The organism is Zoogloea sp. JDB1 (assembly GCF_056724025.1).
Genome location: NZ_CM161496.1, coordinates 2,007,582 through 2,029,713, shown reverse-complemented (window position 1 = coordinate 2,029,713; position 22,132 = coordinate 2,007,582). Strand labels below are relative to the sequence as shown.

The 22,132-nt window shown below is 67.9% G+C and carries 23 protein-coding genes, 2 tRNA genes and 1 pseudogene; 5 read left to right on the top strand and 21 right to left on the bottom strand.

Annotated elements, in window-relative coordinates; all coding sequences use genetic code 11:
• Nucleotide 1 precedes the first annotated feature (1 nt).
• A tRNA-Gly gene (locus AC1PPK_RS09040) sits at nucleotides 2-75 on the bottom strand.
• A gap of 71 nt (nucleotides 76-146) precedes the next feature.
• Nucleotides 147-231, bottom strand: a tRNA-Tyr gene (locus AC1PPK_RS09035).
• A 119-nt stretch (nucleotides 232-350) separates the two neighbouring features.
• Between AC1PPK_RS09035 and AC1PPK_RS09030 the strand changes: the two genes are divergently transcribed.
• Nucleotides 351-1,166: an HDOD domain-containing protein gene (locus tag AC1PPK_RS09030; RefSeq protein WP_481117505.1), complete on the top strand. Its 816-nt coding sequence runs from the start codon at nucleotides 351-353 to the stop codon at nucleotides 1,164-1,166.
• 8 nt (nucleotides 1,167-1,174) lie between these two features.
• On the opposite strand, the gene rhtB is transcribed toward AC1PPK_RS09030, so the two are convergent.
• The 5 genes from rhtB to nikR all read right to left on the bottom strand — a co-directional run bounded on the left by rhtB (nucleotide 1,175) and on the right by nikR (nucleotide 5,630).
• Nucleotides 1,175-1,786: a homoserine/homoserine lactone efflux protein gene (gene rhtB, locus AC1PPK_RS09025; RefSeq protein ID WP_481117504.1), complete on the bottom strand. Its 612-nt coding sequence runs from the start codon at nucleotides 1,784-1,786 to the stop codon at nucleotides 1,175-1,177.
• A gap of 12 nt (nucleotides 1,787-1,798) precedes the next feature.
• Entirely contained in the window at nucleotides 1,799-2,539 is a 741-nt protein-coding gene (locus AC1PPK_RS09020) for an energy transducer TonB (RefSeq protein ID WP_481117503.1), read from the bottom strand.
• 260 nt (nucleotides 2,540-2,799) lie between these two features.
• Complete coding sequence (locus AC1PPK_RS09015) at nucleotides 2,800-3,624, bottom strand: HoxN/HupN/NixA family nickel/cobalt transporter (RefSeq protein ID WP_481117502.1); 825 nt, start codon at nucleotides 3,622-3,624, stop codon at nucleotides 2,800-2,802.
• 156 nt (nucleotides 3,625-3,780) lie between these two features.
• Complete coding sequence (locus AC1PPK_RS09010; RefSeq protein WP_481117501.1) at nucleotides 3,781-5,151, bottom strand: sensor histidine kinase; 1,371 nt, start codon at nucleotides 5,149-5,151, stop codon at nucleotides 3,781-3,783.
• A 2-nt stretch (nucleotides 5,152-5,153) separates the two neighbouring features.
• The gene (nikR, locus tag AC1PPK_RS09005) at nucleotides 5,154-5,630 is read right to left on the bottom strand and encodes a nickel-responsive transcriptional regulator NikR (protein ID WP_481117500.1); all 477 of its coding nucleotides are present in this window, start codon (nucleotides 5,628-5,630) and stop codon (nucleotides 5,154-5,156) included.
• A 128-nt stretch (nucleotides 5,631-5,758) separates the two neighbouring features.
• On the opposite strand from nikR, the gene AC1PPK_RS09000 reads away from it, so the two are divergent.
• Nucleotides 5,759-6,190: an acyl-CoA thioesterase gene (locus AC1PPK_RS09000; protein WP_481117498.1), complete on the top strand. Its 432-nt coding sequence runs from the start codon at nucleotides 5,759-5,761 to the stop codon at nucleotides 6,188-6,190.
• 183 nt (nucleotides 6,191-6,373) lie between these two features.
• Nucleotides 6,374-7,030 carry a thiopurine S-methyltransferase gene (locus AC1PPK_RS08995; protein ID WP_481117497.1) on the top strand — a complete coding sequence of 219 codons (657 nt, stop codon included), beginning with the start codon at nucleotides 6,374-6,376 and terminating at the stop codon, nucleotides 7,028-7,030.
• A gap of 5 nt (nucleotides 7,031-7,035) precedes the next feature.
• Here AC1PPK_RS08995 and AC1PPK_RS08990 read toward each other — a convergent pair whose 3' ends face one another.
• Nucleotides 7,036-8,073: a hypothetical protein gene (locus AC1PPK_RS08990; protein WP_481117496.1), complete on the bottom strand. Its 1,038-nt coding sequence runs from the start codon at nucleotides 8,071-8,073 to the stop codon at nucleotides 7,036-7,038.
• Nucleotides 8,074-8,289: 216 nt separating this feature from the next.
• Here AC1PPK_RS08990 and AC1PPK_RS08985 point away from each other — a divergent pair, with 216 nt between their 5' ends.
• Entirely contained in the window at nucleotides 8,290-9,174 is an 885-nt protein-coding gene (locus AC1PPK_RS08985; protein ID WP_481117495.1) for an SH3 domain-containing protein, read from the top strand.
• A gap of 19 nt (nucleotides 9,175-9,193) precedes the next feature.
• On the opposite strand, the gene AC1PPK_RS08980 is transcribed toward AC1PPK_RS08985, so the two are convergent.
• From AC1PPK_RS08980 to AC1PPK_RS08970, 3 genes are all read right to left on the bottom strand, one after another.
• Complete coding sequence (locus tag AC1PPK_RS08980; RefSeq protein ID WP_481117494.1) at nucleotides 9,194-10,636, bottom strand: nickel-dependent hydrogenase large subunit; 1,443 nt, start codon at nucleotides 10,634-10,636, stop codon at nucleotides 9,194-9,196.
• A 119-nt stretch (nucleotides 10,637-10,755) separates the two neighbouring features.
• Nucleotides 10,756-11,175, bottom strand: a complete 420-nt coding sequence (locus AC1PPK_RS08975; RefSeq protein WP_481117493.1) for a hypothetical protein — start codon at nucleotides 11,173-11,175, stop codon at nucleotides 10,756-10,758.
• Nucleotides 11,176-11,187: 12 nt separating this feature from the next.
• Nucleotides 11,188-11,781, bottom strand: a complete 594-nt coding sequence (locus AC1PPK_RS08970; protein ID WP_481117492.1) for an RNA polymerase sigma factor — start codon at nucleotides 11,779-11,781, stop codon at nucleotides 11,188-11,190.
• A gap of 149 nt (nucleotides 11,782-11,930) precedes the next feature.
• Between AC1PPK_RS08970 and AC1PPK_RS08965 the strand changes: the two genes are divergently transcribed.
• Complete coding sequence (locus tag AC1PPK_RS08965) at nucleotides 11,931-12,398, top strand: DUF6249 domain-containing protein (protein ID WP_481117491.1); 468 nt, start codon at nucleotides 11,931-11,933, stop codon at nucleotides 12,396-12,398.
• 12 nt (nucleotides 12,399-12,410) lie between these two features.
• Here the strand turns inward: AC1PPK_RS08965 and AC1PPK_RS08960 are convergent, their stop codons facing one another.
• The 10 genes and pseudogenes from AC1PPK_RS08960 to AC1PPK_RS08915 form a co-directional block, all read right to left on the bottom strand.
• Nucleotides 12,411-13,406: an NADH-quinone oxidoreductase subunit B family protein gene (locus tag AC1PPK_RS08960; protein WP_481117490.1), complete on the bottom strand. Its 996-nt coding sequence runs from the start codon at nucleotides 13,404-13,406 to the stop codon at nucleotides 12,411-12,413.
• A gap of 76 nt (nucleotides 13,407-13,482) precedes the next feature.
• Nucleotides 13,483-14,979: a sigma-54-dependent transcriptional regulator gene (locus AC1PPK_RS08955; RefSeq protein ID WP_481117489.1), complete on the bottom strand. Its 1,497-nt coding sequence runs from the start codon at nucleotides 14,977-14,979 to the stop codon at nucleotides 13,483-13,485.
• On the bottom strand, nucleotides 14,976-16,706 hold the full coding sequence (locus AC1PPK_RS08950; protein WP_481117488.1) for an enoyl-CoA hydratase-related protein: 1,731 nt from the start codon (nucleotides 16,704-16,706) through the stop codon (nucleotides 14,976-14,978). The genes AC1PPK_RS08955 and AC1PPK_RS08950 overlap by 4 nt, the downstream gene beginning before the upstream one ends.
• Before the next feature lie 3 nt (nucleotides 16,707-16,709).
• Nucleotides 16,710-17,012: a heme-degrading protein HmuQ gene (hmuQ, locus tag AC1PPK_RS08945; protein WP_481117487.1), complete on the bottom strand. Its 303-nt coding sequence runs from the start codon at nucleotides 17,010-17,012 to the stop codon at nucleotides 16,710-16,712.
• A gap of 21 nt (nucleotides 17,013-17,033) precedes the next feature.
• Nucleotides 17,034-18,080, bottom strand: coding sequence for a hydrogenase expression/formation protein HypE (gene hypE, locus AC1PPK_RS08940; RefSeq protein ID WP_481117486.1), 1,047 nt, complete (start codon nucleotides 18,078-18,080; stop codon nucleotides 17,034-17,036).
• Nucleotide 18,081: 1 nt separating this feature from the next.
• Nucleotides 18,082-18,438: a hypothetical protein gene (locus AC1PPK_RS08935; RefSeq protein WP_481117485.1), complete on the bottom strand. Its 357-nt coding sequence runs from the start codon at nucleotides 18,436-18,438 to the stop codon at nucleotides 18,082-18,084.
• 97 nt (nucleotides 18,439-18,535) lie between these two features.
• Nucleotides 18,536-19,090 carry a methyl-accepting chemotaxis protein gene (locus AC1PPK_RS08930; RefSeq protein ID WP_481118199.1) on the bottom strand — a complete coding sequence of 185 codons (555 nt, stop codon included), beginning with the start codon at nucleotides 19,088-19,090 and terminating at the stop codon, nucleotides 18,536-18,538.
• A gap of 327 nt (nucleotides 19,091-19,417) precedes the next feature.
• Nucleotides 19,418-20,566: pseudogene (locus AC1PPK_RS08925) on the bottom strand (FIST signal transduction protein); the annotation flags it as partial.
• A gap of 160 nt (nucleotides 20,567-20,726) precedes the next feature.
• A complete protein-coding gene (hypD, locus tag AC1PPK_RS08920; RefSeq protein WP_481117484.1) occupies nucleotides 20,727-21,866 on the bottom strand; it encodes a hydrogenase formation protein HypD in 1,140 nt (379 codons plus the stop codon).
• Nucleotides 21,863-22,105: a HypC/HybG/HupF family hydrogenase formation chaperone gene (locus AC1PPK_RS08915; RefSeq protein ID WP_481117483.1), complete on the bottom strand. Its 243-nt coding sequence runs from the start codon at nucleotides 22,103-22,105 to the stop codon at nucleotides 21,863-21,865. Before AC1PPK_RS08915 ends, hypD begins: the two co-directional genes overlap by 4 nt.
• Between the last annotated feature and the right edge of the window lie 27 nt (nucleotides 22,106-22,132).

Genomic DNA, 22,132 nt, shown 5'->3' with positions numbered 1-22,132 from the left:
CTGGAGCGGGTGAAGGGAATCGAACCCTCGTCATAAGCTTGGAAGGCTTCTGCTCTACCATTGAGCTACACCCGCTTTACAACGTACGACTCACATTCACCACTCACAACACCGCAACCCGCGGGCGGAGCTAACAGCAAGACTGTTGGTGGAGGGGGAAGGATTCGAACCTTCGAAGGCAGTGCCGTCAGATTTACAGTCTGATCCCTTTGACCGCTCGGGAACCCCTCCAAACGAGACGCGCATTATAGGCAGGCATAAAATGGCTGTCAAACACTATTTGCGTTTTTTGTGGAATGCCCCCTGTTGTAGTGAAATGGGGCGTCCAACAGGAAGAAAGCGCACCCGCCATGAATGATCAGGATGCACTCGTTACTGCCGTTCTCGCCAGCGGCGTCGTTCTGCCGAACCCCGGCGCGGGTTTTCTGCGCCTGCAAGCTGCAGCAGCAGACGAAGACGCGGGGCCCCGTGAGCTCGCGGCCGCGGTGATTCAGGATCCCGCGCTTACCGGCGCCCTGATGCGCGTGGCCAACTCGCCCGTATTTCGGCCACGCAACGCCCCCCGCTCGGCCCTAGAGGCGATCACCATGCTGGGCCGGACACGCACCCTCGCCACCGCCGCCAGCACCACCATGCGCGGCCACTGCGCAGGTCTGGATGCGATGGCCATTGAAGCCCTGTGGCAAGCGAGCGCCTGTGCCGCGGATTTCAGTTATCTCTTCTGCCGTGGCACGGAACACCGGGCCTGGGCGGATACCACCTACCTTACCGCCCTGATGCAGGACTCCGGCGTCGCCGTGCTACTGCGCCGGGCGCCCGAACACGCTCATCTGCTACGCCACAGCGGACCGGCGCTGGAAGCCGCCACCCGCGCAGTGGATGCCTTGACGGGCTGCGACCACGCCGCTGCGGGATTCCTCGTCGCGCGGAACTGGAAGCTGCCAGACGTGGTCTGCGAGGCGATCCGCTGCCACCACGATCCGCACCTGACCGCACGACTGGCAGACACCCCACGCCGGATCACGCTGATGCTGGCTGTCGGCCGCCGCTTGCGCGACGGGCCATCACCAGACTGGACCGACTGGGCGGAACCGGTGGAGGAAGAATTCGGCGTCGACGAAATCGGCCTGGATCGCCTGCTCGCCGAATTCGCCGCCCGCAACTGAAGCGTAGATTACTGGCGGGAAGTGCCCGCCAGCAGGGCGCCAGCGGCAACGAAGATGCTACCGAAGACCCGGTTGGCGAGCAGTCCCCGCCGCGGGCTGGCCAGCACGCCGCGGAAACGGCTCGCCAGCAACGCGTAACATGACATCACCGCCGTATCGAGACTGCACATGGTCAGCGCGATCACTGCAAACTGGGGCAGCTGCGGCGCCTGCGGATCGATGAATTGCGGCACCAACGCAGCGATGAAGACAATCGCCTTCGGATTGCCGAGATTGACCAGGATACCCTGGCGGTAGAACCCGCGATTCACATCCGTCCCCGCCTCGCCGATGGCGAGGGGCTCGCGCCAGCGCTGAATCCCCAGCCACACCAGGTAAGCCGCGCCGGTCAACTTTATGACAAGGAAGGCCAGTTCGGACGCCGCCAGCACCGCCCCCAGGCCGAGCCCCACCAGCGCCAGCTGAAGCAGCAGCGCCGTCTGCAAACCAAGGATTGCCTTCAACGCGTGGCGATAACCCAGGCGGACCCCGACGCTCATGCTCAGCACGGCCCCCGGCCCCGGGGACAGGGCCACCACCAGCGTCGTCAGGAAGAAACCCAGCCACAGATGCAAAGCCATATCAATCTCCACTCAACCTGCGTCATCACCGAGACGGAAGCGCACCGGCACCACCACGGTATCCTCGATCGGCTCACCGCCACGCTTGGCCGGCACGAACTTCCAGTGCCACACGGCCGTCGTCGCCGCCTCGTCGAGGCTTTCATGCCCGGAACTCTCGCGCACCCTGACCGCCGTCGGGATGCCATCAACGGACACCCGCACATCGAGACGGACAATGCCTTCCAGGCCACGGCGCCGGGCCATCATCGGATAGGCGGGCTTCGGATTGTGCAGGTAGCCGGCACCGAAGCCCGGCGGTGAATACGTCGGCGCCGACACGGCCCCCATGCTCCCCGCCGCCCCGGCACTGCTCGTACTGGGCGTCGGCGCCCCCCCCTGGACGGCCGCCACCGGCGACGCGGTGGATGCCCCACTGATCACCGGCGCGGCGGGCCGCTCGGCCGGCGCCTCGCTCACCAACCTGGGCGGTGCCGATACCACCGGCACCGGCGCGGGTGCCGGCGAATGACGGACCTCCGGCCTGGGCGGCTCGGACCTGGCAACCTCAGGCCTGGACTGCCGCGGCAATGACGCCTGATGTGGAGAAACCTTCGGTTTCTCCGGAAGCGCCTCCTCCTGCACCAGACGCGCCTCAAGCACCCGCGGAGGCGTCGTGACATCGGTCGGCGCCAACCCGCCAAGCCCCAACGCCGCACAGTGCAGCGCCAGCGACGCCGCCAGCGCAGCCAGCACACCGCGATCCGTCAGCACGACGTAAGGCGCGCAAGGACGCTCGGAAAGCCCGGCCCGGCAGCTCGGGCGAGGATGGCGATGGCGGAGGATGTTTCGGTCTTCAAGAGGTACTCATCGTAGTCAATCGGTACAGCCGGCCCTGCATGATCGGCATCCGGCGGCAGTGCGTAATCTGCCGCTCCGGCCGCCGGGCGGCCTTAAGATCGATCAAGGGCGAAGGGACGGATGCTACCGAATTGTCCGCCATCGGTGGACCTGTCCCACAGCCACGGTGCCCTTCAGGCCACCGTCCGGGACGCCACGACCTGCCCGCGGGCCAGCCACAGGCCCAGCACGAAGCTGGCGAAGACCACCGCGACCACCAGGCCGCCCAGCGCCAGCTCCCTGCCCTCGCCCCAGGCCTCCAGCTCGGGCGACACCATCCGTGCCAGCCCATAGGCCGCCACAAGCAGGCTCATGCCCGCCACCGCCAGTGCCATCACCCGCGACGCGACCCTCGCCGTGCCATCGGCGCGGGCGATCAGGCGGGCGATCCACCAGCCATTGACGCCATCGGCGATCAGCATGCCGAGCATGAAGACCAGGCCCAGGCCGGCCGCCGGCAACCAGCCGCCGGCCTGCACGCCAGCCATCGCGAACAGCGCCGCCTGGCTCACCGTATCGAAGGACAACGCGAACAGCGCGCCCACCAGCGCCACTCCGCCCGGATGGGCCACCTGCCCGAGACGCCCCAGCCAGCGCCCTTTAAGGCCCACCGGATGCACCATTTCGTGCGCTTCGGCGGCGAAGACCGCACGCAAATTGAGCACGCCGAGGATGAGCAGGAAAGCGATGGAGATCCACGCCCCCGACAGCTCCAGCCACGCCGGCGCCGACCACGCCCCGGACAGCCGACTCACTACCAGCGCAATGGCCACCACCACGGCGCCATGGCCGAGAGAAAACAAGGTCCCGCAATAACGCGCCCATCCCGGGTTGGCGCGGGCATTGAAGCGCGTCAGCCCGTCGATGGTGGCGAGGTGGTCGGCATCGAAACCATGCTTGAGGCCAAGGACGAAGACCAGCAGGACGAGGGCAAGATGATCGGAAGGCAAGGCGGGCATGGGCGATTGCGGACGATCCGTATGAAGAAACTATCTTAGTTCATACAACATCCGTGCCACAGGCCTGGGCCGCGTCACCGCAAGCCCCGCCCTCCTGATGACGGCAAGCCGCCTGCCGGCTGTGCGCCCACACAGCAAGCCGACTTTCCAGCCGGCTCAGGACGTCTCCATCGTAGCCCCGCTCCCCGCCCACGGCAGACGCAGTACGAACTCCGCACCGCCGTCGGGATGATTGCCGGCACTCAGCGCACCGCCATGGCGCTCGACGATGCCGTAGCTGATCGACAGGCCCAGACCGGTTCCGCTGCCCACCGGCTTGGTGGTGAAGAAGGGGTCAAAGATGTGCGGCAGATGGCGGGCGTCGATACCGGGCCCGTTGTCATGGAAGCGCACCACCACTGCCCCGTCCTCGATCACCCCGTCGATCTGCAGGCGCGCCGAATCCTGGCCGGCGGTGGCATCACCGGCGTTCTGCACCAGATTCATCACCACCTGCTGCATCTGCCCCGACGAGCCAATCACCGGCAACTCGGCCGGCAGGCGGACGTCCACAACAAAACGCTCCGGTGCCGCCTTGCACACCCAGTTCACCGAGCGGCCGATCACCGCCACCAGATCGAAACGACTGCTCTCCTCCCGGTCCAACGCGGAGAAGCGCTTCAGGCCATCGACGATGTCGCGGGTCCGTTCGGCCCCTTCGATGGTGCCTTCGATCAGCGGATTCAGATCTCCGAGGATACGGTCGATACGCAGGCGCTGGCGCAGCTCGCCCAGGACTTCCGGCTGCTCACAGGCATGCACCGCCGCCAGGTATTCCGCCAGACGCTCTGCATAACGCTTGAGCGCGTGGGTGTTGCCAAGGATGAAGCTGATCGGGTTGTTGAGCTCGTGGGCGACGCCGGCCACCAGGCGGCCGAGGGAAGCCATCTTCTCCGAGTGCAGCAGCTGCTGCTGGGTCCGCTTGAGATCGTCGTGGGCCTGGCGCAGCGCCGAATAGGCCTTGCGCAGCTCCCCCACCGGCCGCCCTGTGATCACCATCCCCAGCGACTTGCCCACCGAGGAATAGCGCGGCGTACAGTTGACGGAAACCGGCACCGCGCTGCCGTCGGCAGCCCGCAAGGCCAACTCGCAATCGTGGATGGGCGCATCGCCGCGCAGCGCGAACCAGCCACGCGCCACCTCGACGGCCGCCGGATCGGCCAGCAGCTCGAAGAACGGCATGCCGCGCAGGGCGTCCGAGACCCGCCCGGTGAAGGCCTCCAGCGAACGGTTCACCTCCTCGATGCGGCCGCGCCGGTCGCACACCACCAGGATGTCGGAGATCGAGGTCAGCACCGACAGGATGAAGCCCTGGCTCTCCTCCAGCTTGGCGTTCTTCTCCTCGAGAGCGACCTCGTACTGCAACAGGTCGGAATAGACTTCATCCATCTTCTGGATCACGTCGATCCAGGCGCCCTCTCCCACGCCTTCCGGCGCCGCAGCCAGCAAGGCGGAGGAATCCGGCAGGCGACGCTCACCGTCGGCCATGCTCAGCTCCGCGGCCGATAGTGGCCATGGGGATGGGCGCGGCCATCGGCATGGGGATGGCTGTGGCTCTGCGCACCGAACTCCGCCGTCACCAGGTTCAGCGCACCGTGGCGGATGCCCGGCTTGGCAATCAGCGCGTCGGCAAAGGCCCGCACCTCCGCCGTCGGCCCGCGCAGGATCACGCTCTCCATACAGTTGTCGTGATCCAGGTGGGCATGCAGCGTCGCCACGCACAGGTCGTGGTGCTCGTGCTGGTCGTGGGTGACGCGCTCCGCCAGCTCCCGTTCGTGGTGGTTATAGACGTAGGACAGGTTGGCGATGCAATGCCCCGCCTCTTCCCGCGCCAGCCGGTTGCTCTCCAGCTGGGCACGCAGGATGTCGCGCACCGCCTCCGAACGGTTGGAGTAGCCACGGGCGGCGATCAGCGTATCGAACTCGCGGGCCAGGTCTTCGTCGAGGGAGATGGTGAAACGTTCCACGGGGCGCTCCAGGCAAGGTCAGGCGAAGCATTCTGCCTCTCGTCCCGGCGCGCCGCAATCGACGCCCCATACGCTTCGTTGCACTGCGATAATCGAATGACAGACCTATCGCCCCCTAAGGACATCCCATGGCCCGCATCCAGATCGAACTGCCCGGGCAGTTCCTTTTCTCGACCGACATCCCGATCTACATCACCCACATAAACAAGGCCCAGCACCTGGACAACGCCGCTCTCATCGGGCTGCTGTCGGAGGCACGGGTGCGCTTCTTCCGCTCCTTCGGCTATGACGAGCTGGATGTGGAAGGAGTCGGCATCGTGGTCGCCGATGCCGCATTGCAATACAAGTCCGAAGCCTTCCACGGCGAGACCCTGGCGTTCTCGATGACCCCCGCCGATTTCAACAAGTACGGCTTCGACCTCATGTGGATGGCCGCCGACAAGGCCAGCGGCCGCGAAGTGGCCCGCGGCAAGATGGGCATCCTGTTCTTCGACTATGCCGCCCGGCGCGCCGCCCTCATTCCGCCAGCCTTCAGGGCGAAAATCAGCGCACTGGACTGAAGGAAAGCCGACTCGCCCCCCTCCACGACAGGCTGCCCGGTGGCTTTGCGACAACGGTGTCCCGCCAGCCCGGCAGAGACACCGTTTTGCACTGCGGAACGGAACTTGCTGCTCTTCCGTCATACCTGCCTCCGCATTGCTCGCCCGAGTCGTGTCCGGCCCGTATGAGCCCAAGGAGACTCCATGAGCAATCAGGACTGGCGTGACTGCTGGCGACGCAACGACATTGACTTCCACCAGGTGGATGGCAATCCCCTGCTGCAACGCATCTGGCCGAACCTGGAACTGGCACCTGACTGCCGCATCCTGGTGCCCCTGTGCGGCAAGAGCCGTGACCTGCAGTGGCTGGCAGAACAGGGCCACCACGTAATGGGTGTGGAATTGAGCCCTATCGCCATAACGGCCTTTTTCCGGGAAAGCGGCCTGACGCCACAACGCACACGAAAAGGTCGCTTCACCGTATGGCGACATGGCCCCATCACCATTCTCGAAGGAGATCTTTTCGATCTCACTCCCGCCCATGTGGCCGATGTGAGCGTCGTGTACGACCGCAGCTCGCTCACGGCACTACCCGAGGCCCGCCGACGCGACTACGCCCGCCACATGATCCGCATCCTGCCCGCCCACAGCCGCACCCTTCTCATAACAATGGAATCACCGGAAGGTGACCAGCCCCCGCCGCCCTACCAGATCGACGCGGAAATCAGCAGCCTCTACGGCGGAGCCTGCGATGTCACCCTCGTCCACGGCGAAACCGTGCTGGAGGACGATTTCGAGCGCCCCGGCGGACCACCGCTGGCAATGGAGGCCAAGGTCTACCTGCTGGCACCGCTGGCCTGAACCGCTCAGACATTCACATCCACCTGCTGCATCGTCCCCACGCGGCCGTCCTCGGCCACGTAGACACCGGTGCTGCGCACAGCCCCCAGCGCGGCGCCGTCCTTCAGCGTGAACGGGGTCGCCGTCCGCCCCAGGTACAGCGCACCGACACCGGCATCGCGCAGGGAGCGCACGCTGCCGCCACCCGCGGCATCGGGCGTCCACACGCCAAGGCGGTCGAACACCGCGTCGGCCTCGTCGATCCAGCCACTGGCATCACTGTCGTACTTGGCGAGGTCGGCAAAACCGTCACCGCTGGCTGGCCCGAAAAGCTGCTTACCCGAAGCCACCTTCCCACTATCCACCGCGTCAAGCACCAGAAAGCCGCTGCCCTGGCCAAGCAGCGGCATGTCCACCTGCCGGCCGTCGCCCATCAGGTCGAAGCTGAAACGCTGGCTAGTGAGGCTAGCCGCCTGGCCGTCGAAGTTGATCACCAGCGGATCCTTGCTCACCGCATTGCCAGCCCGCAGGCTCACGCTGCTGGTCGTCGTTTCGCTGCGCGCCATCGACAGCGCAACGTTGAAATCGATGCGCTGGCCGTCTGCGGTCTGGATTGTACCGCTCGCCTCGAAATGGGCTTCCTCCGACTCGGTACGGGTTTCCGTGCGGTCGTAGGCGATACCGAATTCGGGTGCCGAAGCCTGCGCCGCAGCCGATGAGACTGCCGTCGCCGTTTGCTGCGCAGTGCTCAGCCCATCGACCGACATCAGGCGGATTCGCTGGCCGGTCAGTTGCTCGATGATGGTCTTGAGCAACGCCAGCTTGGGATCGTTCTTCGTCCCATCGTCGTCACCCGACTTGGCAACCGTGGCCGAAGCCTGGGCCTGTTCCTGGCGGAGGGCTTGGCGGGCCGCCTGGGACACCACCACGCTGCGCGCCAGGCGGCTCTGCCCGGCCGTATCCGGCCGGCGCCCACCCCATGCCGACAGACGCTCATCTACCGCCAGCGTGGCCTGGCTGCGATGGCTGGCTTGCATTTCCATGCTCGATGCGGCGATTTTCATGGCGAACCTCAGTACAGACGTGAAGATGCCCTGCTCTACGGCGTTCTGCCCGACAACTTTACCGCCGCATGAGGGGCCGACAGGCTTTCATGGCCTTCCGCCTGCGGTGGTAATCTGCGCTTACAGAGTCCTGTCGAAGCGCTTACGAAGGGGCTCTAAGATAAAAAACAGGAACCTTCGCCCTTACCCTGACCCGGCCCACCCCGGGAGCCCATCATGCCCGCCATCGCCCGTCTGCTCCGCCCCTTTGCCCTCGCGGCCGTTCTTGTCCCTGCCGCCGCCCAGGCCCAGACCGTGTTGATCGCGGAACCGGTCCAGCTGTTCGCAGGCCCGGCCCCCGATTACCCCATCCTGATGACGCTGGCTCCAGGCATGGAGGCCCGCCTTTTCGGCTGCCTGTCGGACTACCAGTGGTGCGACGTACAGTTGTCCTTCGGGGCCCGCGGCTGGGTCTTCGCCGGCAGCCTGTACTACCCGTGGGGGGGCAGCAGCGTACCGATCCTGCAGTACGGACCGACACTCGGCATCCCGCTGATCAGCTTCTACATCAGCGACTACTGGGGCGCCCATTACCGCCGCCAGCCCTGGTACGGCGACCGCGACCGCTGGCGTGACCGCCCCCCCCCGGCCGCGCCCGTCATGCATCCGCCGCGGGCCATGCCGCCTCCGGGAGGCTGGAGCCAGCCCTACCCGGCACCGCGCTTCGACCATGATCGGGAGCGCGAGAGGGAACGGGACAGGGGCTGGGAACACGAACAAGGGCGCCGCGAGGCCGAGCGTGGGCGCGAACGTGAAGGCGACAGGGAACGCAACCGGCCGCCGCGCCAGGAGGCCATTCCCCAGCAACAGCAGCAGCCCCCGCGCAACGCCATGCCGGCCCAGACCCCCGGCTGGAACGGCGGCGGCATGCAGAACGCACAGCCCCGCCCGGAACACGCAGCACCGCCTCGCCAGGAGCCGCCGCGGGCCTTCACTCCGCCCCCTGCCCGCCCCGAGCCGCAGCGCGAAGCACAACCGCCACGCCAGGAGCGCGGCACCGGCCACGACCGTGGCCCGCAGCATCAGGAAGGGCCGCGGGAAGAACGCCAGGGGAACCGCTAAGCCGCTCCTCCGCCCTTGTTCAGTGGACCGTGCAGACCATGCAGGGATCGAAGCTACGCACCACGTGCTGCACCAGCAAGGGCTGGTCTTCCGGCAGGCCGACCAGGGCCTGCTCCAGCGCCCCGGGAATATCGGCGGCGTCCCGCGGCGAAAAGTTCCAGGTCGTCGGCGCGATGATCTGGTAACGGCTGATATGCCCGCCGCGCAGCGTGACCCAGTGCCCCAGGGCACCACGGGCCGCCTCCACCAGACCGACGCCGCGCCCGTCGCCGGGCAACGCCACCTGGGCGCAGAACGGGCTGTTGTCCACATCGCGCAGCCAGTTCTCCATCGCCGGCACCACGATGGCCAGCTCCAGCAGACGCGCCACCACCCGGCTGAACACATTGCCGCCGCCCTGGGCCACCAGCTCGCGGATCAACGGATGGCCGGCGACGACCTGGCGGGCCAGCGCGCCGCATTCCACCACCTGCTGCTGCCAGCGCGGCGCCTTGCACCACGTGTAGGCCCCCGGCTTGTCCTCCAGCGGCCGCGTCTCGCCTTCCGACGGATGGCGCGGCGGCTCGTCCTCCAGCCAGGCATGGCTGACGTCCTCCAGCACGTCTCCGGGCAGGAAGGGCTGCAGCGCCCCCGCCGGCAGATCCAGCACGCCGCGCGGAAACAGCCAGCCACCGCCGGCTTTCGGATAGGCGCCGTAACTCAAGAAGCGGTCCGTGCCCCGACCGTAGCGCGCCAGCTGCAGATCCTCAGCAATCTCCAGGAACAGGCGGAAATCGCTGGCCTCCGCCGGCCGGCTGTCCATCCAGCGATGCAGCGCAACCTGTGAATCGAGGGCCGCGATGGCCTCCAGCCTGTCGCCAAACAGCTGCCGCTCCAGCCAGCCGCGGAATTCACGCAGCGCTGCAAAGACCCGCAGGCGCTCGGCCGCCTGGGGTGCCCGCGCCACGCCACCCGGCTGCAGCGTCAGCGAGTGGGGCCACTTGCCTGCGAGCAGGCCCATGATCTGCAGGAAGCCCGCCCGCGCCGGCAGTGCGTCGCGCGTCGCCGTTCCGCTGACAGCCTTGAAGCGCGCCTCGGCGGCCGGGAACCAGGCCCGCGCCCGGTAGGCCTCGCGGGCGAAATCCGGCATGAAGAACAGGTAGAAATGAGTGAAATGATCGGCCAGGTTCTCGGCGGCGAGGATCAGGTTGCTCATCCGGCGACCGTTGGGCGTAGGCTGCACCCCGGCCAGGTCGGCCAGCGCGGCGGCGGCGGCGGCCGATTGGGATACCGAACAGATGCCGCAGATACGCGGCACGATCACCAGCGCATCCAGCGCCTCGCGGCCGACCAGGATCTGCTCGAAACCGCGGAACAGCGGTGAATTGACGTAGGCCGCAGCAACCCGCCCGTTCTCCATCTCCAGGCTGACCTCCAGGTCGCCCTCGACGCGGTTGAAAGGCCCCACCGTCACCCGGCTCACGGACACGCTCCGGCAACGCCCGTAACGGTTTCGGAATGGAGCGGCAAAGACGGGCAACAACGGAACATGGCGGTCGGAACGGGAGCTGATCTCGACCGAAGGATACAACGCCGCCCCGGCTAGCTCCCGATCCGCACGCCAAAACGGCGCAGACCGGCCCAGCCGGCCAGCCCCAGCCCGAGGACGCTGGCCAGCACTGGAGCGACCCAGGCGGTATCCAGCGTCCACGCCTCCACCAGCCATGGCGCCAGTACCATGGACGCGGCGCCGGCCGCAAACGCCGAGCCGACCACTATCGCCAGCGTATCCCGGCGCAGCCTCACGTGCTCCGCCTTCAGGCCCGCCAGCAGGCAGGCGTGCTCCGCCTCCAGCGCGGCCTGCCGGGCCGCCAGGTCGGCCGCCGCATCCTGCAGCATCGCGGCCATCAACTGCTGGCGGAAACCGTCGGGCAGCGCCGGCGGCGTCAGCACCTTGCCCAACGCGCTGTCCAGCATCTGCAGCGCACGGGCTTCGGCGCTATCGGGATTCGTCTTGTCCATGCGTCTTCCTTCCTACAGCCACAACCCAGCATCGTCCAGCCCGCGGCGCTGGAACTCGGCGAGCAGCAGCTTGCGCGCCCGATACAGGTGGGTCTTCACGGTACCGTCGGGCAAACCCAGCATCTGCGCCACTTCGGCCACCGAGCGGTCCTCGTAGTAGAACAGCGTCAGGCAGCTGCGGTACGCCACCGGCAGCGCATCCACCAGGCGGGCGAGCAAGGCCGCCGGCCCTTCCCCGACGATGTCCGGCGGCGCGGCCAGGGCCTCCGCCTCGGCCCACACCTCCGGCACGCTGAGGGACGCATGCTCCGGGTCGCGCCGCGCCAGCAGGGACAGGCAGCGGTTGCGGGCGATAGCGTACAGCCAGGTGGACGGAGCGGCGCTGCGGCGATCGTAAGTCCCCAGCGCCCGCCACACGCGCAGGAACACGTCCTGGGCCGCATCCCGCGCCTGCGCCTCGTCGCGCAGCAGAGCCATGCACAGGCGATGAACCTTGCGTTCGTAACGCGCCACCAGCTGCTCGAAGGCCGCGGCGCCGTCGCCCCGCTCCAGCCGCGCGACGATATCCGCATCGCGGCGGCCGGCGTCGGAATCTGGCGAGCTCAAGGAAAGGGGTGGAGTAAGGTCCATGCCGCTTGATACTTTCCGACATGCAAGCCGGTTTCAACCGGGCACGAAAAAAATCTGTAACGGCGGCGAAACCGGCCGCCTCGCGGCCAGGTATCAAGGGCATCAACCCACACAGGAATGCACACATGTCCATCGACGACTCCAGCGAACTGGTCGCCATCCTGCGCGCCGCGCTGCCCCTCACCGCCATCGTGCTCGGCATCGGCATCGCCATCCTGGGCACGGCCCTCCGCTATCGCCGGCGCATCCGCATCGCCGAGCTGGTCCACGCCGAACGCATGGCGGCCATCGCGCAGGGCATGGAACCCTCGCCGCTACCGCCGGAGCTGCTGGACGGAGGCAGCGGATGCCGCCGCAGCCGGACTTCCGACGACTACCTGCGGCGCGGAGTGCTGCTGCTCGCCGTCGGTATCGCGATCGCCATCGTGCTGCTGGTCAGCAGCCGCCATCCCGAACGGGCGGTCTGGGGGCTGGTGCCAGCGGCAATCGGCGCCGCCAATCTGCTGCTGTACAAACTGGATGCCCGGCGGCGCCAGTCCGACGACAACCTGCCCGCCACGTCACAACACCGCGACGGGCGCTCTCCTGGCTGACGCCGGCACGCCCTACTTCAAGCCGGTCTTGCGGATGGCCGGCGCCACCACCGGCGTCTCGGCCACCGCGTTGTGGCGCACCCGCGCCGGCGTGGCCGACTTGGACAGAGCCGCCAGCGCGACGAACCAAGCCTTGGGCATGTCCGACGGCAGGCCGATCGGGATGCCCGCTACCTTCGGCGTGCGGGCGAAGGCATGGCCCGGCGCTTCGAAGCCGGGCTCGGTGCAGCTGATGCACGGGTAGCCGCCGTTAGTGCACGAGCCGACTCCATTCCATGGGCGGATGTTGCAATCGGCGTGGGCCTGGGTGCCCTTGCAACCCATGTGCTCCATCATGCAGCCCAGGTCGCCGGGCTTCTCGGCGCTGGCCTTGAACTCGTAGAACTCGTTACGCGTGCAACCGTGGTGCACCAGCTGGTCCGCATAGAAGCGCGGCCGCCCGAGGGCATCCATATCGCTGGCAGCGAACTGGCCAAGGGCCAGCGCCAGCAGCGTATCCACCACCCAGTCCGGATGGGTCGGGCAGCCTGCCACATTGATCACCGGCAGGCCGGCGGCCGAGCGGTAATCAACGCCGAGCAGCCCGCCCGGATGCTGGCCGTCGTACTGCAGGCCGATCGCCCCCGCCGGGTTGTTGCCGGCGGCGGTGATCCCGCCATAGGCCGCGCAGGTGCCGATGCCCAGCGTGTAGCGGGCACGGGCCGCAAGTGCCCGCACCCAGGCGATCATCGGCCGGCCGGTGCCGGCCAGCATATGGAAGCGGCCACTGCCGTTGGGGCCGGTGAGCAGGGAGCCCTCGACGCACAACAGGTCGAGCGCCTCGCGGCCCGACTCGAAATCAGCGAGCAGCGCGTGCACCTCGTCACCGGTGGCTTCCGACAGGGACGGATGCCAGGCCAGCTCGATGCCCGCCGATGCCAGCAGGCCGGGCAGGTCCCGCGCGCCGGAGCACAGCAGCGACATCGTGCAGCCGCCGCAACCGCCGGACTGCAGCCACAGCAGCTTCATCCAAGTCTCCCGCACGACAGATGCCATAAAACGCGTGGGGGCAAGGCAAGGCGGTCAGCCACCGTGCGCCCGCATGTCATTCCCCATCCCCCGCCTTGTCGCCGCCATCCAGCCCGAAGCGGGCCAGCTTGGCACGCAGGCCGACGCGGGACAGGCCCAGCTCGTTGGCGGCGCGGGTCTTGTTCCAGCGCAGGCGGATCAGGGTCTCCTTCAGCACGCGGGCTTCGAGGGCGTCGACACGCTCCTGCAAAGTGCCGCTGAAGCCGACCGCTTCCAGGTCGCCGTTGTAGGGGCTCTCGTCCCGGCCGTCTGCGCCGGCCTGCAGCACCCGCGGCGCCAGCAGGTGGGCGCCCAGGCGCGGCTCGGCGGACAGCGCCAGCATGCGCAGGATGGCGTTCTGCAGTTCCCGCACATTGCCCGGCCAACGGTAGGCAGCCATGCAGTCCAGGGCTTCCTGGGTGAAGCCCTCGCTGTCCTTGCCGAGGGCATTGCGGCTGACCTCCAGCAGGCGCTCGGCGAGCAGCGGGATGTCCATCGGCCGTTCGCGCAGTGGCGGAACGTGCAACGGCACGATGGCCAGCCGGTAGTACAGATCCTCGCGGAAGCGCCCTTCCCGCACTTCGGTTTCCAGATCCCGGTTGGTGGCGGCGATGACCCGCACATCCACCGTCACTGGCCGCGTACTGCCCAGCGGGCGGAACTCGCCCTCCTGCAGCACGCGCAGCAGCTTGACCTGGAAAGCCGGCGAGGTCTCGCCGATCTCGTCGAGGAACAGGGTGCCGCCGTCCGCCTGCTGGAACAAGCCGATGCGATCCTCGTAGGCACCGGTGAAGGCACCGCGCTTGTAGCCGAACAGCTCGGCCTCCAGCAGCTGGTCGGGCAACGCCCCGCAGTTCTCGATGACGAAGGCCTTGTCGGCGCGGCTGCTCTGGTAGTGGAGGGCCCGCGCGATCATCTCCTTGCCGGTGCCGGATTCGCCGGAGATCAGCACCGACAGGTCGAAGGGCGCGACCTGGGCGATCAGCTCGCAGACCGGGTTGAGCGGACTGCCCGGCGCACGGGTCAGCCCGTCGAGGCCGAACTCACGCTTGACCCGCTCGTACTTCATCTCGACGCGCTTCTTCAGCACCGGCCCGGCGGTGCGCAGCTCCAGGCTGAGGCGCTGGTTCTCGGCCTGCAGGCGGTACAGCTCGGCGGCGTTGCGGATCGCCATCAGCAGGTGGTCCGGCTGCCAGGGCTTGAGCAGGTATTGGTAGATGCCCGCGTCGTTGATGCCTGCGATGATGTCTTCGGAGTCCGTGTAGCCGGAGATGATGATGCGCACCACATCCGGCCACTGCTCGCGCACGCGCTTCAGGAAGGCCACGCCGGACTCGCCGGGCATGCGCTGGTCGCACAGCAGCACCTGGACCGGTTCCCGTTCGAGGATAGTGCCGGCCTCCGCCGCCGACGAGGCGGTGAACACTTCGAATTCCTCGTCGAGGGTGCGACGCAGGGCTTCCTGGGAGCGAACTTCGTCATCCACCACCAGCACCGCCGGCAGGCGGGCGGCAGGTTTGAAAGGGGTATTCATCGGCCGACCTCCCGGTGGCGGGCGAGGTGGCGGGGGGTCCAGGACTGGGGGCTCTTCATCACGAAATGGTAGCGTGCGCCGTGGTAGCTGGGGTCGAAGCCGTAGAAATTGCGGCGCATGTGGGCGAGTTCCTCGTCGCGGTAGGCGGCCAGCGGCTTGGCGGCCTCATCGGCGGCGCGGCGGGCCTGTTTGGCGGCGAGGCGCTCGGCGTAGTCCGGCGCGTCGGCCAGCGCGGTGGCGCGGGCCAGCACCTCGGCCTCGAAGGCCGGCCGGTCGGCGCCGAAGCAGGCGTCAATCAAACCGCAATCCACCGCCCGCGGCGCGCCGAGGGGCAGGCGTGCGGCCATGATCGCGCGGGCACCGTCCGCCCCCACCCGCCGCGGCAGCAGGTAGGTCCAGTATTCCGAGCCGTACAGGTTGCCCATGTTCTTGTAGTGCGGGTTGAGGATCACCCCCTCCCGCGCCCAGACATGGTCGGCGGCCAGCGCCAGGAAACAGCCGCCGGCGCCAGCATTGCCGCGCAGGGCCGCCACCGTCAGGCGGTCGGTGAGCTGCAGGATGGCGAGGCACACGTCGTCCATCGCGTTGATGTTGTCCCACGACGCATCGGCCGCCGAACCGCCGTCCAGCTGCACGGCCTCGATGCGGTTCAGGTGGATGCCGTTGGACCAGAAGTCCGCCCCGCCCTCCAGCACCAGCACGCGGGTCGGCCGGCTGCGGGCGAAGTCGATGGCGGCGGTCAGGCGCCGGCACTGGTCGGTGGCCATCGCGCCGTTGTAGAAATCGAAGCTCAGCACGCCGACCGCCCCATCCGCCTCCTCCCGGTAGCGCAGCTCGGCGCCGTCGTCGGTGGCATCGCGCCACAGTTCGCTTGGCCGCTCGGGCAGGCCGGCGGCCTCGGCGGAGAAGGCGACGGTGGCCGCCAGCTTGATCGCGTCCGGCCGGTCGCCGCGCTTCACGTGGCCGATCCACACCGCCCCGTCCACCGTGGCGCGCAGCACCGCGCCGTCCCGCCGGGCCAGCAATGCACCGGGCGTGGCGTCGGGTTCAAAGGACGCCGGATGGGCGTCGAACAGATGGCAGGGCACGCCGAACAGGCTGTCCGCCACGCCGGGGAAACCGTCCGCCGCACGCAGGTGGGCGAGGATCTGCGCGGTGCCGTCGCGCTGCCAGTCGATGCTACGGTCGGCCTGGCGCATCTGCGGCTGCAGGTGGCCCAACACATCGGCATCGCCGGGCTGCACACGGCGCGGCTGCCAGCGGCCGGCGCGCCAGCCTTCCACGCGGTCAAGGGCTTCCAGCACGGCGGCCAGCGCCGCTTCGGTGACCTCGTTGCGGTACAGGCTGGACTTCTTCGCCGCCCGCATCGGGAAGGTCGCACTGGCCCACACCGGGCCGGCGTCCATCTCCGCCTCGGCCTGCAGCACGGTGACGCCCCACTCCGCCGCACCGGACTGGATCGCCCAGTCCAGCGCCGACGGCCCGCGGTCGCCGACGATGCCGGGATGGACGATCAGGCACAGCTGGCGGGACCACAAGGATTCGGGAATCGCGCGCTTGAGGAAGGGCGCCAGCAGCACGTCCGGCTGGAACAGCGCGACCGCCTCCGTGGTGACCGAGTCGGCGATGTCGAACTCCACCGACAGCGTGTGGCCGCGGACCGCCAGCGCCTCGAAGAGGCGCTGGGTCAGGCTGTTGAAACTATGGGTCAGCAGCAGGATGCGCACGATTTACAGCACGGCCTCGAAGCCCTCGAACTGTGGCGGCCCCAGGTAGATGTCGCGGCTCGTGCCGGCGCCGGCGTGGGCCTTGCGGAAGGCCTCGGAGCGGGTCCACGCCTCGAAGGCGGCTGCCGACTCCCACACCGAATGGGACGCGAACAGCGTGAACTCCGGCGTCGTCGCGCCCTGCAGCAGGTGGAACTCCTTGAAGCCCGGCACCTCGTCCAGGTGCGATTCGCGCTGCTTCCAGATGTCGATGAACTCGGCCTCGCGGCCTGGGGCGATGCGGAAACGGTTCATGGCGATGTACATGGTCGGTCTCTCCTGAGGGGGTTAGCAAATCCGCGGCAGCTGTTCGCCGGCCAGCCAGTCCACCATACGGCGGCCGCCGAAGGCGGTCTTCATCTGCACGAAGCGGTGGTCGTCGGCAATCACCTCGCCGACCTTCGCCGCCCGCGCGCCGAGGGGATGGGCGCGCAGCGCGGCGAGCAGCGCTTCGGCCTGCTCCGCCGGGCAGACGGCGATCAGCTTGCCTTCGTTGGCAATATTGAGCGGGTCGAGGCCGAGGAACTCGCAGGCGGCCGCGACCTGCGGATCCACCGGGATAGCGGCTTCGTCAAGGACGATGCCAACCCCCGACTGCTGGGCGATCTCATTGAGGGTGGCGGCAAGGCCGCCACGGGTCGGGTCGCGCAACAGGCGCAGCTCCGGCGCAGCGTCCATCGCCACGGCGGCGAGGCCATGCAGCGCGGCGGTGTCGGAGCGAATTTCCGACTCGAAGGCCAGGTTCTCCCGCTGGGCCATGATCGCCATGCCGTGGTCGCCGAGGGTGCCGGAGACGATCACCGCGTCGCCAGGCCGTGCATTGGCGCCGGACAACTCGCGTCCGGCCGGCAGCGCGCCGATGCCGGTGGTGGTGATGAAGATGCCGTCACCCTTCCCCTTCTCGACCACCTTGGTGTCACCGGTAACCACCGGCACGCCGGCCTCCTTGGCTGCCGCCGCCATGCTCAGCACCACACGCAGCAGGTCGGCCAGCGGGAAGCCCTCTTCGAGCACGAAGCTGGCGGCCAGATACAGCGGGCGGGCGCCCATCACCGCCACGTCGTTGATGGTGCCGTGCACGCACAGGCAGCCGATGTCACCGCCGGGGAAGAACAGCGGCGACACCACGTGGGCATCGGTGGCCACCACCAGGCGCTCGCCGGGCGCCAGCGCCGGCAGCACCGCGCCGTCGTCGCCGCGGCGCAGCCATTCGTTGTCGAAGGCGCGGGCGAAGATGTCGCTGATCAGCTGGACCATCGCACGGCCACCACCGCCATGGGAAAGATCCACGCTGCCGTGGCGCAAGTCGAGGGGGCGGACGTAGGCTTTTTTCATATCAGGGCTTGAACACGAACAGGTCGGGATGGCTGCGGCGGTAGCGGCGCAGGTTGAGTATCAGCGCCGGCACCAGGGAGCGCACGCCGAAGGCCAGCGCCTCGTCCACCGTAGCGCGCTGGATGCTGTGCAGGCCGCGGGCGGCCATCGCCCAGCCGTCCCGATCGAGGGACGACAGCGCCGCCGCCGCGTCGGCGGGCAGGTTGCCGAGGGAATCGGCGATGACGATCAGGCGACGGATCGCCTCGTCGCGGGTCAGGCGCAGGGAGAACAGGGTCGCGTCATCCACCCCGTCGGTGAGGGTCAGGATCGCGTAGGCGGCATCCTCGACGATGCCGAGCAGGGCGCCGGTCAACATGGCCGGCCTCCGCGCGTGGGGAGGTCATAGGGCAGCATGGGTGTGTCGTGTCGTTCGGGGGCCGAGCGGCACGGCACGCGCAAGCGTGCCCGCCGGGTCAGCCCCGGGTCAGTTGGCTCTCGGTCAGGTGTTTGAGGGTGTCGGCCACCGCCTTGGTATGGTCGGCCGTCTCGGAAGTCTTGCCGCTGAAGGCCTGGATGTCGGTGAGCATGCCGGACAGTTTGGACACGTCGCCGGCCTGGCGTTCGATCTCCTGGGCGACGCGGCCGATCTCGCTGGCCAGCGTGGAGATGTCGCTGCCGATCTCGCCGGCGCTGGCACGGGATTTCTCGGCCAGCTTGCGCACCTCGTCGGCCACTACCGCGAAACCGCGGCCGGCCTCGCCGGCCCGGGCAGCCTCGATGGCCGCGTTGAGGGCCAGCAGGTTGGTCTGGTCGGCAATCTGCTGGATGACTTCGACAACGCCCTGGATACGGCCGCTGGCCTGAGCCAGCTTGCGCGCGCTGTCGGCACTGTCGGCAGCCTGGTTGGTCAGCTCACTCACCGTGCCACCGGCGGCGTTCACCACCTTCTCCTGCTCGTCGATGTGCGCGGACAGATCCCCCACAGAGGAGTACAGGTCGCCGGCGCAGCTCTCCAGCTGATGGGCCATCTGGTCGCGCAGGGAATGGGACGACTGCAGTGTCTGGCCGAGGCTGTTGAGGCCGTTCACCACTTGCGCGATGTTGTCGTCGAAGTTCGACGGATCAAGCTGGCTGTCGAAGGCTTCGGCCTGGTAGTCGGCGATCTGCTTGACGATGACCCGCGACAGGCCGGTCAGCTTGGCGCTCTGGCGGCGCAGGAAGAAGGCCTTGAACTCGCCGTAGTGGGCGACGAAGTTGTCCACGTAGTCGTCACGGAACGGCGCGCCTTCTGGCACGCGGAAGAAGAACACCGCGGTGAGGGTCTGGTTCAGGTTGAGGCCGAGGATCTCGCCGAAGGTCGAGAAGCCCGCCAGCTGCTTGCACGGCAGCGCGCTGCCGACGCGGGACAGCTCCTTGTCGTTGTACAGGCGGCGCAGGATGCAGTCGTTGAGGATGCCAGCCACCGGCGCGCCGGGCTTGCCGGCCATGAAGTTGCGGAAATCCTGCTCGGTGCTCTGCACCAGGCCGGTCCGGCGGACCAGCATCAGCTCTTCGCCCGGCGAGATGTCGCAATAGAAGTTCACGCGGCCGGCCCGCACGTCCACATTCACGACCGAGCGGACGAAAATCTCCTTGCCGACCTGGATCGCGAAGGAATAATCGGCCAGCTTACCTTCCAGTTGGGCCGGCTCGCAGCGGAAGTGGCTGCACAGCGCGTCGATGAAGGGCACGATGCGGCCGTCGGCGGCGATCACCTGGCTGACGTAGCGCTGCTCCAGCGAAGCTCCGATGACCGGGAAGCGCGGGCCGTCCGGCACGAAGTTCTGGCTCTTCAGCACACCGAAGCGGGTGCCCTTGGCCACCTTCAGGAAGGCGATCAGCGCGTGGTTCTCCAGGCGGCGAGTGCCGTCGTGGATCCAGGTGTTCTTGAAGTCGAACTTGCCGCCGGCCGAGCCGCCGACGAACAGGCAGGGGAAGCGCCCGGAATCGTAGAGCGCCTCCATGAAGAAGGACTCGGACGCGGACAGGCCGTCGAACAGCACATAGGCCAGCGTGTCCCGGTAGTCGATGTCGATGTCGAGGCGCACCGCCTCGATGTTGCGGGCGATGCGCGCCAGGCGCTCCTTCACCGGCACCTCGGACTTGCCACGGCGCAGGTCCTCGCAGGCCAGCGGCACGGCGACCACCTGCGCGCGGGCGATCAGCGAGGCGTCGAAGCATTGCAGCACCACCCGATCCCAGTGCTCGCCGGTGTGGCAGTACAGATTATCGGTCTCGCCACACAGCTCGCCGGCAGTGGAACACAACATCACCGACACGCCCGGGAAACGGGCGGTCACGGCGCGGGCAACCTGGTCGATATCCACGTGGGGCGACACGTAGCCGCCGACGAAGGTCGGTGCGATGGCTGCGGACGCGAGGCGTTGGGCGACCTCGGAAGCGCGGCATTGCAGGGTCACCACACCCGGGGTCGGCGTCCCTCGCAGGCTTTTGAACAGGTTCATCTTGTTGTCTCCTGGCTCGGCCTCGAACGGGCCCTATGGCGGCTTATCGGCCGCAACGAGACGAGATTTAACCCTGTTTCCGGTAATAAAGCACGGCCCGCGAACGGCCTGCCAAAGCCATTGTTCCCTTTCGATACAAGGACTTGGCAAAACCGCTCCATCATGCAGCAACAACCGGGATGTCGCGGAAGCGGCCGTAGGTGTAGTGAGCCGCGCAAGCCCCTTCGGACGACACCATGCACGACCCCATCGGCGTCTCAGGTGTGCACACGGTACCGAACAGCTTGCAGTCGAGGGGCGTCTTGACGCCGCGCAGAATGGCCCCGCACTCGCAGGATTTGTGATCCGGCACCCCCTGGTAGCGCAAGCCGAAACGCGCCTCCGCGTCGAAGTCGGCGAAGCGCTCGCGGATGCGCAGCGCCGAATACGGCACCGTGCCAAGGCCACGCCATTCGAAGTCGCGGCGCAGCTCGAAGATCTCCGACACCAGGGCCTGGGCCTTCAAGTTGCCGTCCTCGCTGACGGCGCGAGAGAACTCGTTCTCGACTTCAGCCCGGCCCTCATTCACCTGGCGCACCAGCATGCGGATCGCCTGCATCACATCGAGGGGCTCGAAGCCGGCGATCACCACCGGCTTGCGGTACTCCTCGGCAAAGTGCGCATACGGTCGGCTGCCGATCACGGTGCTGACGTGGGCCGGCCCGATGAAACCGTCCAGCGGCACCGTGCCCAGTTCGCGCACCTCCGGCGATTCGAGGATCGCGGTGATCGCCGACGGCGTTAGCACATGGCAGCACAGTACGCTGAAATTCTTCAGGCCCAACTGGGCGGCCTGGCGGATCACCAGAGCGGTGGGTGGCGTGGTGGTCTCGAAGCCGATCGCGAAGAAAACCACCTGCCGCTGGGGCTCCTTCTGCGCCAGCGCCAGAGCATCCGCCGCCGAATAGATCATGCGGATGTCGGCGCCCTTGGCCCGCGCGCGCAGCATTGACAAGCCACCGGAGGCAGGCACGCGCAGGGTGTCGCCGTAGGTGCACACGGTGACGCCGCGCTCCAGCGCCAGGCCGATGGCCTGGTCGATGCGGCCGATGGGCAGCACGCACACCGGGCAGCCGGGGCCGTGGATCATGCGCACTTTGGGCGGCAACAGGTCGGCCACGCCGTAGCGGGAGATCGCGTGGGTATGCCCACCGCAGAACTCCATGAAAGCATAGCGCCGGTCCGGCCGCGCCTCGCGGGCGATGGCCTCGGCGAGGCCGCGGGCGACCTCCCCGTCGCGGAATTCGTCCACGTACTTCATGCAGATGCTGTCTCCCCGGCCACGTCGATGCCGGCTTCCTTCATCAGTGCCAGCGTGCGCTCGGCCTCCTCCGGGTCGAGGCGGGTCAGCGCGTAGCCCACGTGGACGATCACGTAATCGCCCGGCAGCACGTCGTCCACCAGTTCGAGGGAAATCGTCTTGCGCACGCCGCCCAGGTCCACCAGGGCCTGGCCGTCGGGCAGGAGTTCAACCACGCGGGTCGGAATTGCGAGACACATGAAATCAGTCCTTCCTGTTGTCGGGCA

What these genes read in the sequence shown, in the direction of transcription:
- AC1PPK_RS08985 (WP_481117495.1), top strand. Translation starts at nt 8,290, where the DNA reads ATGCCCGCCATCGCCCGTCTGCTCCGCCCCTTTGCCCTCGCGGCCGTT.
- AC1PPK_RS08930 (WP_481118199.1), bottom strand. Translation starts at nt 19,090, where the DNA reads ATGGCCCATCAGCTGGAGAGCTGCGCCGGCGACCTGTACTCCTCTGTG.
- AC1PPK_RS08975 (WP_481117493.1), bottom strand. Translation starts at nt 11,175, where the DNA reads ATGGACAAGACGAATCCCGATAGCGCCGAAGCCCGTGCGCTGCAGATG.
- hypE (WP_481117486.1), bottom strand. Translation starts at nt 18,080, where the DNA reads ATGAAAAAAGCCTACGTCCGCCCCCTCGACTTGCGCCACGGCAGCGTG.
- AC1PPK_RS09015 (WP_481117502.1), bottom strand. Translation starts at nt 3,624, where the DNA reads ATGCCCGCCTTGCCTTCCGATCATCTTGCCCTCGTCCTGCTGGTCTTC.
- AC1PPK_RS08955 (WP_481117489.1), bottom strand. Translation starts at nt 14,979, where the DNA reads ATGAATACCCCTTTCAAACCTGCCGCCCGCCTGCCGGCGGTGCTGGTG.
- AC1PPK_RS08990 (WP_481117496.1), bottom strand. Translation starts at nt 8,073, where the DNA reads ATGAAAATCGCCGCATCGAGCATGGAAATGCAAGCCAGCCATCGCAGC.
- AC1PPK_RS09000 (WP_481117498.1), top strand. Translation starts at nt 5,759, where the DNA reads ATGGCCCGCATCCAGATCGAACTGCCCGGGCAGTTCCTTTTCTCGACC.
- AC1PPK_RS08915 (WP_481117483.1), bottom strand. Translation starts at nt 22,105, where the DNA reads ATGTGTCTCGCAATTCCGACCCGCGTGGTTGAACTCCTGCCCGACGGC.
- AC1PPK_RS08995 (WP_481117497.1), top strand. Translation starts at nt 6,374, where the DNA reads ATGAGCAATCAGGACTGGCGTGACTGCTGGCGACGCAACGACATTGAC.
- AC1PPK_RS08960 (WP_481117490.1), bottom strand. Translation starts at nt 13,406, where the DNA reads ATGAAGCTGCTGTGGCTGCAGTCCGGCGGTTGCGGCGGCTGCACGATG.
- hmuQ (WP_481117487.1), bottom strand. Translation starts at nt 17,012, where the DNA reads ATGTACATCGCCATGAACCGTTTCCGCATCGCCCCAGGCCGCGAGGCC.
- AC1PPK_RS08965 (WP_481117491.1), top strand. Translation starts at nt 11,931, where the DNA reads ATGTCCATCGACGACTCCAGCGAACTGGTCGCCATCCTGCGCGCCGCG.
- AC1PPK_RS09030 (WP_481117505.1), top strand. Translation starts at nt 351, where the DNA reads ATGAATGATCAGGATGCACTCGTTACTGCCGTTCTCGCCAGCGGCGTC.
- rhtB (WP_481117504.1), bottom strand. Translation starts at nt 1,786, where the DNA reads ATGGCTTTGCATCTGTGGCTGGGTTTCTTCCTGACGACGCTGGTGGTG.
- hypD (WP_481117484.1), bottom strand. Translation starts at nt 21,866, where the DNA reads ATGAAGTACGTGGACGAATTCCGCGACGGGGAGGTCGCCCGCGGCCTC.
- AC1PPK_RS09010 (WP_481117501.1), bottom strand. Translation starts at nt 5,151, where the DNA reads ATGGCCGACGGTGAGCGTCGCCTGCCGGATTCCTCCGCCTTGCTGGCT.
- AC1PPK_RS08935 (WP_481117485.1), bottom strand. Translation starts at nt 18,438, where the DNA reads ATGTTGACCGGCGCCCTGCTCGGCATCGTCGAGGATGCCGCCTACGCG.